Origin of the sequence: Streptomyces sp. NPDC048291 (assembly GCF_043201715.1) — a bacterium.
In the GTDB taxonomy this organism is placed as follows: Bacteria; Actinomycetota; Actinomycetes; order Streptomycetales; family Streptomycetaceae; genus Streptomyces.
Map to the genome: position 1 here is coordinate 315,717 of NZ_JBICZC010000006.1, position 14,017 is coordinate 329,733.

A 14,017-nucleotide genomic window follows, 5' to 3' on the forward strand; every position below is an offset into this window, starting at 1 on the left:
CGTCCTCAGCCGTCCTCCGGCTCCAGGTCCTCCTCCTCGAAGACCAGCAGGGTGCGGGTGCTGAGCACCTCGGGGATGGCCTGGAGCCGGGTCAGCACCAGCTCGCGCAGCGCCCGGTTGTCGGGCGTGTGCACCAGGAGCAGGACGTCGAAGTCCCCGCCCACCAGGGCGATGTGGGAGGCGCCGGGCAGCTGCCGCAGCTGCTCGCGCACGGTCCGCCAGCTGTTCTGGACGATCTTCAGGGTGATGTACGCCGAGGTGCCCTGGCCGGCCCGCTCGTGGTCCACCCGGGCGCCGAAACCGCGGATCACTCCGTCCTCGACGAGCCGGTTGATCCGTGCGTAGGCGTTGGCGCGCGAGACATGGACGCGTTCGGCGACCGACCGTATCGACGCCCGGCCGTCCGCCTGCAGTATCTGCAGGATGTCCTGATCAATGGCGTCCAGCGGGCGCGCGGGCGGCAGCGCCGCGCGGTCCTGCGGGCCCTCGGCCATTTGTTCAGGTGCCATGTCCCTCCACCTCCCTACCATGGACGTACTGCGTTCATTGCAGGTTGTGGAGAACCGTTTGTCCACAGCCTGGAGGTGCCTGTAGCCAAAATGTGCCGACGACCGAACAATCGGTAGGTGGGATGGGTCACAGGCGATCCGTCTCCCGTAGCCACCCCCACAAGGAGGTGCCGTCATGACGGTCATGGAGCAGCGCGGCGCATACCGGCCGTCGCCGCCGCCCGCCTGGCAGCCCCGGACGGACCCCGCGCCGCTGCTGCCCGACGAGCGCCCGTACCGCGTTCTCGGGACGGAGTCGGCCGCCAAGGCCGACCCGGAGCTGCTGCGCCGGCTGTACACCCAGCTCGTCCGCGGCCGCAGGTACAACGCACAGGCGACCGCCCTCACCAAGCAGGGCCGCCTCGCCGTCTACCCCTCCAGCACCGGCCAGGAGGCCTGCGAGGTCGCCGCCGCCCTCGCCCTGGAGGAACGCGACTGGCTCTTCCCCAGCTACCGCGACACCCTCGCGGTGATCGCCCGGGGCGTGGACCCCGTCGAGGCGCTCACCCTGCTGCGCGGCGACTGGCACACCGGCTACGACCCGTACGCGCACCGCGTGGCCCCCCTCTCCACCCCCCTCGCCACCCAGCTCCCGCACGCCGTCGGCCTCGCCCACGCGGCCCGCCTCAAGGGCGACGACGTGGTCGCGCTCGCCATGGTCGGCGACGGCGGCACCAGCGAGGGCGACTTCCACGAGGCCCTGAACTTCGCCGCCGTCTGGCAGGCCCCGGTCGTCTTCCTGGTCCAGAACAACGGCTTCGCCATCTCCGTCCCGCTCGCCAAGCAGACCGCCGCGCCCTCCCTGGCCCACAAGGCCGTCGGATACGGCATGCCGGGCCGCCTGGTCGACGGCAACGACGCGGCCGCCGTGCACGAGGTCCTCGCCGACGCCGTACGGCACGCGCGCGAGGGCGGCGGCCCGACCCTGGTCGAGGCGGTCACCTACCGGATCGACGCCCACACCAACGCCGACGACGCCACCCGCTACCGCGGCGACACCGAGGTCGACGCCTGGCGCGACCACGACCCGATCCTGCTCCTCGAACGCGAGTTGACCGACCGCGGCCTGCTCGACGAGGACACCGTCAGGTGTGCCCGCGAGGACGCCGAGACCATGGCCGCCGACCTGCGCGAGCGAATGAACCGCGACCCCGAACTCGACCCCATGCACCTCTTCGACCAGGTGTACGCCGAGACCACCACGCAGCTGCGCGAACAGCGCGCCGTGCTCCGCGCCGAGCTGGAGGCCGAGCAGCAGGAGCAGGAAGGCGGGCAGCGATGACGACCGTCGCCGTCAAGCCGGCCACCATGGCGCAGGCGCTCACCCGCGCACTGCGGGACGCCATGGCCGCCGACCCCGCCGTGCACGTCATGGGCGAGGACGTCGGCACCCTCGGCGGGGTCTTCCGGGTCACCGACGGCCTCGCCAAGGAGTTCGGCGAGGCCCGCTGCACCGACACCCCCCTCGCGGAGGCCGGCATCCTCGGCACCGCCGTCGGCATGGCCATGTACGGGCTGCGCCCGGTCGTGGAGATGCAGTTCGACGCCTTCGCCTACCCCGCCTTCGAGCAGCTCATCAGCCACGTCTCCCGGATGCGCAACCGCACCCGCGGCCGGATGCCCCTCCCGATCACCGTCCGCATCCCCTACGGCGGCGGCATCGGCGGCGTCGAGCACCACAGCGACTCCTCCGAGGCCTACTACATGGCCACCCCCGGCCTGCACGTCGTCACCCCCGCCACCGTCGCCGACGCCTACGGCCTGCTGCGCCGGTCCATCGCCTCCGACGACCCGGTCGTCTTCCTCGAACCCAAGCGCCTGTACTGGTCCAAGGACTCCTGGAACCCCGAGCACCCGACGGACGTTGAACCCATCGGCCGCGCGGTGGTGCGCCGAACCGGGCGCAGCGCCACGCTCATCACCTACGGCCCGTCCGTACCGGTCTGCCTCGAAGCCGCCGAGGCCGCCCAGGCGGAGGGCTGGGACCTGGAAGTCGTCGACCTGCGCTCCCTGGTGCCGTTCGACGACGAGACGGTCTGCGCCTCCGTACGGCGCACCGGGCGAGCGGTCGTCGTACACGAGTCGGGCGGGTTCGGCGGACCGGGAGGGGAGATCGCGGCACGTGTGACCGAGCGCTGCTTCCACCACCTGGAGGCACCGGTGCTGCGCGTGGCCGGGTTCGACATCCCCTACCCGCCGCCGATGCTGGAGCGCCACCACCTGCCCGGCGTCGACCGCATCCTGGACGCGGTGGCGCGTCTGCAGTGGGAGGCCGAGGGCTGATGGCACAGGTGCTGGAGTTCAAACTGCCCGACCTCGGGGAGGGGCTCACCGAGGCGGTGATCGTGACCTGGCTGGTCCAGGTCGGCGAGGTCGTCGCGATCGACCAGCCGGTCGTCGAGGTCGAGACGGCCAAGGCGATGGTCGAGGTCCCCTGCCCCTACGGCGGTGTGGTCACCGCCCGCTTCGGCGAGGAGGGCGCCGAGCTGCCCGTCGGGGCACCGCTCCTGACGGTCGCCGTCGGCGAGGCGACGACTGTCCCCGAGCCCGAGGGATCCGGCAACGTCCTGGTGGGATACGGCACGGGGACGCCTCCGGCGCGCCGCCGCAGGGTCCGCAACGCCGCCCCGGAACGGGCCAACGGCTCGGCCGACCGGGGCAGCGCAGACCGCGACAGCGCAGACCGGGGCACCGCCCCGGAACCGGCGCCGTACGCCGCTCTCACGGAAGCGGCAACGGTCACCCACGCGCACGTGCCCGCAGCGCCCGCGTCGTCCGCTCCGCTCACCGAGGGCCCCGTCCCGGTGATCTCCCCCCTGGTCCGCCGCCTCGCCCGGCAGAACGACCTGGACCTGCGCAGGCTGTCCGGCTCGGGCCCCGACGGCCTGATCCTGCGCGCCGACGTCGAGGACGCCCTGCGGGTCAGCGCGGCCCGTGCCACCGCCCCCAAGACCCCGCCCACCACCACGCACGCCCTCTCCGGCACCCGCACCCCCCTCAAGGGCATCCGGGGCGCGGTCGCCGACAAGCTCTCCCGCAGCCGCCGGGAGATCCCCGACGCGACCTGCTGGGTGGACGCCGACGCGACCGAACTGATGCGCGCCCGCACGGCGATGAACGCGGCGGCGGGGCCGAGGATCTCCCTCCTCGCCCTCCTCGCCCGGATCTGCACCGCCGCCCTGGCCCGCCACCCCGAGCTGAACTCCTACGTCGACGTCGAGGCCCGCGAGATCGTCCAGCTCGACCACGTCCACCTGGGCTTCGCCGCCCAGACCGACCGTGGCCTGGTCGTCCCCGTCGTCCGCGACGCCCAGACCCGCGACGCCGAGTCCCTGACCGCGGAGTTCGCCCGCCTGACCGAGTCGGCACACGCCGGCACCCTCACCCCCACGGACCTCACCGGCGGCACCTTCACCCTCAACAACTACGGCGTCTTCGGCGTCGACGGCTCCACCCCGATCATCAACCACCCCGAGGCGGCCATGCTCGGCGTGGGCCGCATCGTCCCGAAACCCTGGGTCCACGAGGGCGAGCTGGCGGTCCGCCAGGTCGTCCAGCTCTCCCTCACCTTCGACCACCGGGTCTGCGACGGCGGCACAGCGGGCGGCTTCCTGCGCTACGTGGCCGACTGCGTGGAGAATCCGACGGTACTTCTCAGGACGCTCTAGCCGCAGCGCCCCGTCAGGGGCGCTGGGGGTACCCCCGGCCGAAGGCTGGGGGAGGAACTGCGCGATCAACCAAACACAACCCGCACTCGCGCACGGACGTCCTGCCCCCGCCCCTTGGGCGCACGCAACCACACCCTGCACATCCCACGCCCCCATCGGTTCCCCGTGATCAGAACGCCCCCCATACTCGAAAGGTGACCGCCACCGAGCCCCCGCCCTACGACGCGATCGTGTTGGCCGGCGGCGCCGCGAGGCGCCTCGGCGGGGCCGACAAGCCGTCCGTCAGGGTCGGCGGACGCCCGCTCCTCGACCGCGTCCTCGCGGCCTGCGCCGGCGCCCGCCGGACCGTCGTCGTGGCAGCCCCCCGCCCCACCTCCCGCCCGGTCCACTGGACCCGCGAGGACCCGCCGGGCGGCGGCCCGGTCGCCGCGCTCGACGCCGGCCTGCGCCACACCGCCGCCGACTGCGCACTCGTGCTCTCCGCCGACCTCCCGTTCCTCGAAGAGGCAACGGTGGAGCGCCTGTTGTCGGTCCTGCACACGACCGGCGCGGACGCCGCGCTGCTCACCGATGCCGACGGCAGGGACCAACCCCTCGTGGCGGCCTACCGGACGGCGGCACTGCGCCACGCACTTGCGGCCCTCGCCGCGGGCGACCGCGGTCTCACCGGCCTCCCCCTGCGGCGCCTGACCGCCGCACTGAACCTCACCCGCGTCCCGGACCCCCTCGCCTCCTTCGACTGCGACACCTGGGACGACATCGCCGACGCCAGGGCACGCATCAGGGAGCATGGGCACGTGTTGGACGAATGGATCTCCGCAGTCAAGGACGAACTGGGCATCGACCTGGACGTCGACATCCGCCTTCTGCTCGACCTGGCCAGGGACGCCGCGCACGGCGTGGACCGCCCTGCCGCCCCGCTGACCACCTTCCTCGTCGGCTACGCCGCCGCACAGGGCAAGGGCGGCCCCGAGGCGGTCGCCGAGGCCGCCCGCAAGGCCGCCGCGCTGGCCCAGCGCTGGGCGGAAGAAGCCGACCCCGCCCCCGGCGACCCCGCGCCCGGCAACCCCGCCCCCGGGCCCGGCCGGTGACCGCCCCCGGCATCCGGTCCGGCACCCCCGCCGCCGCGGACACCGACGACGATCTCGACGTCGAGGAGGCGCTCGCCCTCGTGAGAAAGCCCAGGGACCCCCGGCAGGACGCGAGCGCAGCGCCCACCCTCCACGGCGAACACGGTGAACACGGCGCGCCCGGCGAACGCGGCGCGCACGCGCACGGCGGTCACTCGGCCCACCGCCACCGGGCCACCCCCTGGCCCCAGGCCCGCGAGACCGCCGCCCGTGCCGCCCGGTCCGCCGTCCGGTCCGGGGCCCGTCGCGCCCCCGTCTCCGTACCGCTGGCCGACGCCCTAGGCCTGACCCTCGCCGCCCCGCTGGACGCGCTCACCGACCTGCCCTCCTTCGACACCTCGGCGATGGACGGCTGGGCGGTCGCCGGCCCCGGGCCCTGGGACGTCCGCGAGGAAGGCGTGTTGGCCGGGCACGGGCAGCCCGAGCCGCTCACCGACGGCGAGGCGGTCCGTATCGCCACCGGCGCCCGGATCCCGGCGGACACCACGGCCGTGCTGCGCAGCGAGCACGGCCGTCTCGACGCCCAGAGCCGGCTGCACCCCACCCGTGAGGTGGTCCACGGCCAGGACATCCGTCCGCGCGGCCAGGAGTGCCGCACCGGCGACCAGTTGCTGCCGCTGGGCACCCTGGTCACCCCGGGCGTCCTCGGCCTCGCCGCAGCCGCGGGGTACGACACCGTCACCGTCGTCCCCCGCCCCCGCGCCGAAGTTCTGATCCTGGGCGACGAGTTGCTCACCGAAGGACTCCCGCACGACGGACTCATCCGGGACGCGCTCGGCCCGATGCTGCCGCCCTGGCTGCGCGCGCTCGGCGCCGAGGTCACCGCCGTACGCCGGCTCGGTGACGACGCCAAGGCCCTGTACAAGGCGATCACCTCGTCGACGGCCGATCTCGTGGTCACCACGGGCGGTACCGCCTCCGGCCCGGTCGACCACATCCACCCCACCCTGGAACGCATCGGCGCCGAACTCCTCGTCGACGGCGTCAAGGTGCGCCCCGGCCACCCCATGCTGCTGGCCCGCACCAAGGAGAACCAGCACCTCGTCGGCCTCCCCGGCAACCCCCTGGCCGCCGTCTCCGGCCTGCTCACCCTCGCCGAGCCCCTGCTGCGCACCCTCGCCGCCCACCCGGCCCCCGAGCCGTACACCCTGCCGCTGGCGGAGGCGACGCACGGGCACCCGTACGACACCCGGCTCATCCCGGTCGTCCTGCGCGGCGACGCCGCGGTCCCGCTGCACTACAACGGCCCGGCCATGCTCCGCGGCATCGCCGCCGCCGACGCGCTCGCGGTCGTGGCGCCGGGCGGAGCACGGCAGGGGGAGGAGACGGAACTCCTCGACCTCCCCTGGGCGGCCGCCGGCATCGGAGTATGTTTCACGTGAAACTTCCCGGCCATGACGCCATCGCCCGCCAGGCGGACGAACACCTGGCGACCCAGCGGGTGAAACTCCCGACCAAGGTCGTGGACCGCCCGATCCGCCAGGTCACCAAACGGCTCGCCATGGCCCTGCTGGTGCTGGTCGCCACCGCGTTGATCGTCTACGTCGACCGTGACGGGTACACCGACAACTCCGACGGTTCCGTCGACCTGCTCGACGCCTTCTACTACGCGACCGTCACCCTCTCCACCACCGGCTACGGCGACATCACCCCCGTCAGCGACGGTGCGCGGCTCACCAACATCTTCGTCATCACGCCTCTGCGTGTGCTGTTCCTGATCATCCTGGTCGGCACCACGCTCGAAGTCCTCACCGAACGCACCCGGGAGGAATGGCGCCTGAACCGCTGGAGGTCCGCCTTGCGGGATCACACCGTCGTCGTCGGGTTCGGGACGAAGGGCCGGTCGGCGATCCAGACCGTCTGTGCGACCGGGCTGAAGGCGGAACAGGTGGTCGTGGTCGACCCGAGCTCCAAGGTGATCGAGGCGGCCACCGCCGACGGATACGCGGGGGTCATCGGCGATGCGACCCGCAGCGAGGTGCTGAAGCGGGCCGAGGTGCAGCGGGCGCGGCAGATCATCATCGCGACCCAGCGCGATGACACGGCCGTGCTGGTGACCCTGACGGCCCGGCAGCTCAACAAGGCCGCGAAGATCGTGGCGGCGGTCCGCGAGGAGGAGAACGCGCCGCTGCTCAAGCAGTCCGGCGCCGACGCCGTCATCACCAGCGCCAGCGCGGCCGGCCGGCTGCTCGGGCTGTCCGTGCTCAGCCCGGCGGCCGGCATGGTCATGGAGGACCTCATCCAGCAGGGCAGCGGACTGGACCTCGTGGAACGCCCCGCGGTCAAGGCCGAGGTCGGCAGGACACCGCGCGAGACGGCGGACCTGGTGGTGAGCGTCGTACGCGGACACCGGGTGCTCGGGTACGACGACCCGGCCGTCGGCACCATCGAGGCGACGGACCGGCTGATCACGATCGTGCGGGCCTCGCCGGGCAACCAGGTCGCACCGGACGTACGCCCGTTGCCCCGCGCCTGACCGGGCGAGTCGCCGGTGACGTCACCGGCCGGGGCCGGACGGGCGGGGAGTAGCGTCGGCCGCATGTATGCGATCACGATTCCCGAACCTGGTGGGCCCGAGGCGCTGGTGTGGGCGGAGGTTCCCGATCCCGTGCCCGGTGACGGCGAGGTACTGGTCGAGGTGGTGGCCGGTGCCGTCAACCGCGCCGACATCATGCAGCGGCAGGGCTTCTACGACCCGCCGCCGGGGGCCTCCCCGTACCCCGGTCTGGAGTGCTCCGGGCGGATCGTCGCGCTCGGCCCGGGTGTCTCCGGCTGGTCGGTCGGCGACGAGGTGTGCGCGCTGCTCGCGGGCGGCGGGTACGCCGAGAAGGTCGCCGTGCCGGCCGGGCAGCTGCTGCCGGTGCCCGAGGGCCTGGACCTGAAGCAGGCCGCGGCGCTGCCCGAGGTGGCGTGCACGGTCTGGTCGAACGTCTTCATGATCGCCCACCTGCGCCCCGGCGAGACCCTCCTCGTGCACGGCGGCTCCAGCGGCATCGGCACCATGGCGATCCAGCTGGGCAAGGTGGTCGGCGCCAGGGTCGCGGTCACCGCGGGCACGAAGGAGAAGCTGGACTTCTGTGCCGAGCTCGGCGCGGACATCCTCGTCAACTACCGCGAGCAGGACTTCGTCGCCGAGGTGAAGCAGGCCACCGATGGCGCGGGGGCCGACGTCATCCTGGACAACATGGGCGCCAAGTACCTGGACCGGAACGTGCAGACGCTCGCGGTCAACGGGCGGCTCGCGATCATCGGCATGCAGGGCGGCGTCAAGGGCGAGCTGAACATCGGCGCGCTGCTGGGCAAGCGGGCCGCGATCAGCGCGACCTCGCTGCGCGCCCGTCCGCTCGCCGAGAAGGCGGCCATCACCGCGGCGGTGCGGGAGCACGTGTGGCCGTTGATCGTCCAGGGCCATGTCCGCCCGGTCGTCGACCGGGAGCTGCCGATGGCGGACGCGGCGCAGGCCCATCGGGTGGTCGAGGCCAGCGAGCACATCGGCAAGGTCGTGCTGGTCGCCCCGTAGCGCCTCAGCCCCGCCGTACCCGCAGGCCGACGAAGGCGAGGCCGAGCCCGAGGCCGATCAGGACCAGGCCGCTGCCGAGCGGAAGGACGTGCAGCATGGGCTCGGTGTCGTCCTCCTGGCCGGAGCCCATCGCCTGGCCCGCCTGGGGCGGCTGGGGCGAGGTGGGGGCGAGGACGGCCTCGCGGGGCGGCTGTGCGGAGTCGGCCGCCGGGCTCCCGGCACCGCTCCCCGCGGGCTCGGTCGCCGCTCCTTCGCCGAGACCGCCATGGTCGTCGGAGTCGTCCGAGGTGCCGGGGGTGCCGGGGGTGTCGCGGGCGGCGGAGTCGTCAGCCTCCTCAGGCTCCTCGGGGTCGTCGGGGTCCTGGCCCTCGATCTTCGTCGCCGGTCCCTGAGGCCGTCCCGGCCGCATCCGGCCCTCGCCCGCCACGGTGCCGGCCAGCGACGGCTCGGGGGTGGCCGAGGCGCGGGCGGAGCCCGAGGGCACCGGCCGGGGAGTGAACCCGACGGCCGTGACGCACGGCAACAGGACCGCCGCGAGAACCAGCAGCAGACGTACGGACAGCCGACGGGCGAGCGCGAGCCTTACCCGGCGCAGGGACTGCTCGCGGGCCGCGGGCGGCCGGATGCCGGTGAAGGGGAGTCGCAGCCTTGGAGTCACGGCGGTGACCTCCTGGAGCACGGTCGTCGTCAGGGCAGACGATCATCAGCCTCACATTCGCCCGCAGAACTGGCATTTCTGACTCGGCCGAAGGGGCTACGGCCGGCCCGGAGCCGGTCAGAGTGGTGGATCAGCCCTCATGGGGGGCACCACGGTGGTGAGGTGTACGGGTGCGAGAGAATGGCGGCATGGAGATGCCGAGGAACGAACGGTCGCCCGAGAATCCGCAGATCCTGGTCGTGGGCCAGGACGGGATGGCACTCGGCGGCGGCAACGGGGACGAGGACTCCCGCGAGATCCCGGTGACGGAGATGGTGGAACAGCCCGCCAAGGTCATGCGGATCGGCAGCATGATCAAGCAGCTCCTAGAGGAGGTGCGTGCGGCTCCCCTCGACGAGGCCAGCCGGGTCCGGCTCAAGGAGATCCACGCCAGCTCCGTGAAGGAGCTGGAGGACGGCCTGGCCCCGGAGCTGGTGGAGGAGCTGGAGCGGCTCTCGCTGCCGTTCACCGAGAACTCCACCCCCTCCGACGCCGAACTGCGCATCGCGCAGGCCCAGCTGGTGGGCTGGCTGGAGGGGCTGTTCCACGGGATCCAGACCACCCTGTTCGCCCAGCAGATGGCCGCCCGCGCCCAGCTGGAGCAGATGCGGCGCGCGCTGCCGCCGGGCGTCGGCCACGAGGGCGAGGAGCACGGCCCGGCCGGCCGCTCCGGCGGGCCGTACCTCTAGGGACTCCCGGGACACTCCCGAAGCGGCGAAGGGCCCGGCGGACAGCCGCCGGGCCCTTTCTACTGCGCCGCGCGCCGTGCGTCGGTGCGCCCCGCGCCAGTACGTCCCGCCCCAGGACGTCCCGCGCCGGAACGTCCCGCCTCAGCCGGTCGCCGGGTTGCCCGTCGACACCTTCAGCTCGATGGTCGGCATGTCCTGCGGGTCGACGTCGGTGCCCGAGGACGGGAACTGCTCCATGACCGTGCCGTCGCCGTACGTGTTCTCGTCCACGGAGACGATCTTCATCTGCCAGCCGGCGGCCTGGAAGCACTCCTTGACCGACTTGATGTACTTGAACTTGAAGTCCGGGACCTGGATCTTGTCCGGGTCGTCGTAGGACTCCTGGGGTTCGGTGCACTCGGTCTTCTCGACGGTCTTCGAGGTGTCGGGGCCGCGGTAGCCCGAGGCGTGCGAGGCGGCGGTGCTCGCGGTGCTGCCACCGCCCCCGCCACCACCGCTGCCGCCGGTGTCGTCACCGCCGCCGTTGTTCAGCGCCAGCGCCACGACCAGGCCGATCACCGCGACCAGCGACACCGCGATCGACCCGATGACCACCGGCCGGTTGCTCTTCCCACCGCCACCGCCGCCACCGCCGCCACCACCGACGCCCCCGGCGGACGGCCCCTGCGGCGTGATGTTGTAGGGCGGCGGCGTCGACGCAGCCGCCGCCGGCGGGGCGTACCCGGCCGGGGTCTGGTAGCCCGCCTGCTGCGGATAGCCGTAGCCGGGTGCGGGCGCCGCGCCCCCGTAGGGATTCGGTGCCGGTGCCGGCTGGTACGGCGTCTGCACCGGACCGGGAGGCGCCGGCGTCCCCTGGCCGACCGGCGGGAAGACCGCGGAGCCTACCCCTGAGCCGCTCTGCGTCGGCGGGATGCCCGGGACGATGCTGGGCGCGGCCGGGTGGAGCGAGGCGGCGACCCGCAGGCACTCGTCGCGCATGGACTCGGCGGTCGGGAAGCGCTCGTTCGGGTTCTTCTTCAGCGCGCGGGCGACCAGCGCGTCCACGGCCGGGGGCAGGGCCCGGTTGACCGAGGAGGGAGCGACCGGCTCCTCCTGGACGTGGGCGTAGGCGATCGCCAGCGGGGAGTCCGCGTCGAACGGCAGCCGCCCGGTGACCAGCTGGAACAGCATGATGCCGACCGAGTAGAGGTCGGACCGCGCGTCCACGCCCCGGCCGAGCGCCTGCTCCGGGGAGAGGTACTGCGGGGTGCCGACGACCATGCCGGTCTGGGTCATGGAGGTGACCCCGGACTGCATGGCGCGGGCGATCCCGAAGTCCATCACCTTGACGACACCGCGCTTGGTCATCATCACGTTGCCGGGCTTGATGTCGCGGTGGACCAGCCCCATCTCGTGGCTGATCTCCAGCGCGGCCAGCACGTCGGCGGTGATCTTCAGCGCCTTGTCGGCGGGCATCGCGCCGTACTGCCGTACGTCCTCGTCCAGGACCGAGCCGAGCGGGCGGCCCTCGACGTACTCCATGACGATGTACGGCATCGTGGAGCCGTCGAGCGCGTCCTCGCCGGTGTCGAAGACGGAGACGATATTGGTGTGCGTGAGCTTGGCCACTGCCTGGGCCTCGCGGCGGAAGCGCTCGCGGAAGGCCTGTTCCCGGCCGAGTTCGGTGTGCAGGGTCTTGATCGCGACCTGCCGGTCCAGGACCGAGTCGTACGCCAGGTGCACGGAGGCCATGCCGCCCTCGCCGAGCAGGTCGCGCAGCTGGTAGCGGCCACCGGCCAGAGCCCGCCCCGCATAACGGCCATGTGCGCCGTCCTGGCTCATTTCCCCGTCCCCCGTTGGGTACTCAGGCACCCTTGTTGATCGAATGTCTCATTCCCGGCCAAGTCTGCCGGAGGGCACTGACACGTCAAGCGTGGTGCCCGTTCCGTGACCGTACGCGAAAGAAGAGGCGCGGAAGCATTACAGCTGCCCTACGTCCGGTACACAGAATTTGCACGGCGGCGAGTGGTACGGGTTTGATGGCCGGTCCGTCCAGGGGTCGGATCCCGGACCGACGGGTTGCGCGGAGGCTGTAGCGTGGCCGACGGAGACCGTGACAACACCGCGCGCACCGCGGGCAGAAACGACGGCGAGGACCGATGGCACAGACGCACAGCGCCCAGGGCCCGTCCGACCCCGAGGCGACTGGCGGCGGGATGTCGGACGCGCCGGAGATGTGGGGCAACCACGGCCTGGTCGGCGACGGCCGGTACCGGCTGACCCACCGGCTCGGGCGGGGCGGTATGGCCGAGGTGTTCGCGGCCGAGGACATTCGGCTCGGCCGGACCGTGGCCGTCAAGCTGCTGCGCGCGGACCTCGCCGAGGATCCGGTCTCCAAGGCCCGCTTCACGCGCGAGGCGCAGTCGGTGGCCGGCCTCAACCACCATGCGATCGTGGCCGTGTACGACTCCGGCGAGGACGTCGTCGGCGGTCAGTCGGTGCCGTACATCGTGATGGAGCTGGTCGAGGGCCACACCATCCGCGACCTGCTGATCAACGCGGAGGCGCCGGGCCCCGAGCAGGCCCTGACCATCGTCTCCGGGGTCCTCGAGGCGCTGGCCTACTCGCACCAGCACGGCATCGTGCACCGCGACATCAAGCCGGCCAACGTCATCATCACCCAGACCGGTTCCGTCAAGGTGATGGACTTCGGCATCGCCCGCGCCCTGCACGGCGCGTCCACGACGATGACGCAGACCGGCATGGTCATGGGCACCCCCCAGTACCTCTCCCCGGAGCAGGCGCTCGGCAAGGCCGTCGACCACCGCTCCGACCTGTACGCCACCGGCTGCCTGCTCTACGAACTCCTCTCGCTGCGCCCGCCGTTCATCGGCGAGACCCCGCTGGCGGTGGTCTACCAGCACGTCCAGGACATCCCGGTGCCGCCGTCCCAGACCTCCGAGGGCGTCGCCCCGCCGGAGCTGGACGGCCTGGTGATGCGTTCGCTCGCCAAGGAGCCCGACGACCGCTTCCAGACCGCCGAGGAGATGCGCGGCCTGGTCCAGTACGGCCTGCAGATGCTGTACGACCAGGGCAGCCACACCGGCACCTGGAACACCGGCCCGGTCACCGTGCCCGACGGCCGGCACACCCCGGCGGGCGGTTTCGCCGGTACGACCGTGATGCCGCACCCGGCGGCCGCCGCCGGGACCACCCAGATCCCGCAGCCGATCCTGCCGGGCGGCTACGGAGGCGGCGACGACGGCGGTTTCGAGGGGCACGGCAACCGGGGCAGCGGCCGCGGCAAGCTGTGGATCCTGGCCGTCCTCGCGGTGATCGCCATCGCGGCGGGCGTCGCCCTGGCGATCAACAACGGCGGTGGCGGCGACGGCGGTGGCACCGGTACGACGCAGTCGCCGACCGTCTCGCAGACCACCAAGGACGAGACGCCCAGCTCCAGCCCGTCGGACGAGGCCAGCGACACGGCCACGGACACGGCGACCGACGACAGCGGCTCGAACACCGGCAACGGCAACGGGTACACGCCGTCCCAGACCCCGTCGTACACCCAGTCCCAGACGCAGAGCAGCGAGCCGAGCGACCAGCCGAGCGACACGGCGAGCGCCTCGCAGCCCACGGACACGGAGAGCTCGCCGGACACGCAGCCCTCCGACACGACCGGCACGGGCGACGACGGCGGGGTCGACGGCGGCAACTCGATCGCCGGCACCGGTGTCGGCGGCGGTTGAAGGACACCGACACCCTTCGGCTGACCGGCTGACCGGC

12 protein-coding genes are annotated in these 14,017 nt (G+C 72.8%); 9 read left to right on the forward strand and 3 right to left on the reverse strand.

All coding sequences use genetic code 11. From position 1 onward, the window contains the following. Window positions 1–5 precede the first annotated feature (5 nt). A complete protein-coding gene (locus ACGF5O_RS18225) occupies window positions 6–509 on the reverse strand; it encodes an Lrp/AsnC family transcriptional regulator (protein ID WP_390045569.1) in 504 nt (167 codons plus the stop codon). 175 nt (window positions 510–684) lie between these two features. On the opposite strand from ACGF5O_RS18225, the gene pdhA reads away from it, so the two are divergent. The 7 genes from pdhA to ACGF5O_RS18260 all read left to right on the forward strand — a co-directional run bounded on the left by pdhA (window position 685) and on the right by ACGF5O_RS18260 (window position 8,866). Continuing rightward, the gene (gene pdhA / locus ACGF5O_RS18230; RefSeq protein ID WP_393810866.1) at window positions 685–1,830 is read left to right on the forward strand and encodes a pyruvate dehydrogenase (acetyl-transferring) E1 component subunit alpha; all 1,146 of its coding nucleotides are present in this window, start codon (window positions 685–687) and stop codon (window positions 1,828–1,830) included. Continuing rightward, window positions 1,827–2,831 carry an alpha-ketoacid dehydrogenase subunit beta gene (locus tag ACGF5O_RS18235; RefSeq protein WP_393810867.1) on the forward strand — a complete coding sequence of 335 codons (1,005 nt, stop codon included), beginning with the start codon at window positions 1,827–1,829 and terminating at the stop codon, window positions 2,829–2,831. Before pdhA ends, ACGF5O_RS18235 begins: the two co-directional genes overlap by 4 nt. Then, entirely contained in the window at window positions 2,831–4,216 is a 1,386-nt protein-coding gene (locus ACGF5O_RS18240; RefSeq protein ID WP_393810868.1) for a dihydrolipoamide acetyltransferase family protein, read from the forward strand. The genes ACGF5O_RS18235 and ACGF5O_RS18240 overlap by 1 nt, the downstream gene beginning before the upstream one ends. Before the next feature lie 194 nt (window positions 4,217–4,410). Then, the gene (locus ACGF5O_RS18245; RefSeq protein WP_393810869.1) at window positions 4,411–5,307 is read left to right on the forward strand and encodes an NTP transferase domain-containing protein; all 897 of its coding nucleotides are present in this window, start codon (window positions 4,411–4,413) and stop codon (window positions 5,305–5,307) included. After that, window positions 5,304–6,728, forward strand: a complete 1,425-nt coding sequence (locus ACGF5O_RS18250) for a molybdopterin molybdotransferase MoeA (protein WP_393810870.1) — start codon at window positions 5,304–5,306, stop codon at window positions 6,726–6,728. The genes ACGF5O_RS18245 and ACGF5O_RS18250 overlap by 4 nt, the downstream gene beginning before the upstream one ends. Further along, window positions 6,716–7,822 carry a potassium channel family protein gene (locus ACGF5O_RS18255; protein WP_393810871.1) on the forward strand — a complete coding sequence of 369 codons (1,107 nt, stop codon included), beginning with the start codon at window positions 6,716–6,718 and terminating at the stop codon, window positions 7,820–7,822. Before ACGF5O_RS18250 ends, ACGF5O_RS18255 begins: the two co-directional genes overlap by 13 nt. Before the next feature lie 63 nt (window positions 7,823–7,885). Then, window positions 7,886–8,866 carry an NAD(P)H-quinone oxidoreductase gene (locus ACGF5O_RS18260; RefSeq protein WP_393810872.1) on the forward strand — a complete coding sequence of 327 codons (981 nt, stop codon included), beginning with the start codon at window positions 7,886–7,888 and terminating at the stop codon, window positions 8,864–8,866. Window positions 8,867–8,870: 4 nt separating this feature from the next. Here the strand turns inward: ACGF5O_RS18260 and ACGF5O_RS18265 are convergent, their stop codons facing one another. Further along, window positions 8,871–9,524, reverse strand: coding sequence for a hypothetical protein (locus ACGF5O_RS18265; protein WP_393810873.1), 654 nt, complete (start codon window positions 9,522–9,524; stop codon window positions 8,871–8,873). Between the two features lie 188 nt (window positions 9,525–9,712). On the opposite strand from ACGF5O_RS18265, the gene ACGF5O_RS18270 reads away from it, so the two are divergent. Next, window positions 9,713–10,252, forward strand: coding sequence for a bacterial proteasome activator family protein (locus ACGF5O_RS18270; protein ID WP_181808180.1), 540 nt, complete (start codon window positions 9,713–9,715; stop codon window positions 10,250–10,252). A 141-nt stretch (window positions 10,253–10,393) separates the two neighbouring features. Here ACGF5O_RS18270 and ACGF5O_RS18275 read toward each other — a convergent pair whose 3' ends face one another. Further along, a complete protein-coding gene (locus tag ACGF5O_RS18275) occupies window positions 10,394–12,073 on the reverse strand; it encodes a protein kinase (protein WP_393810874.1) in 1,680 nt (559 codons plus the stop codon). A 317-nt stretch (window positions 12,074–12,390) separates the two neighbouring features. On the opposite strand from ACGF5O_RS18275, the gene ACGF5O_RS18280 reads away from it, so the two are divergent. Further along, entirely contained in the window at window positions 12,391–13,980 is a 1,590-nt protein-coding gene (locus ACGF5O_RS18280) for a protein kinase (protein ID WP_393810875.1), read from the forward strand. Window positions 13,981–14,017 lie beyond the last annotated feature (37 nt).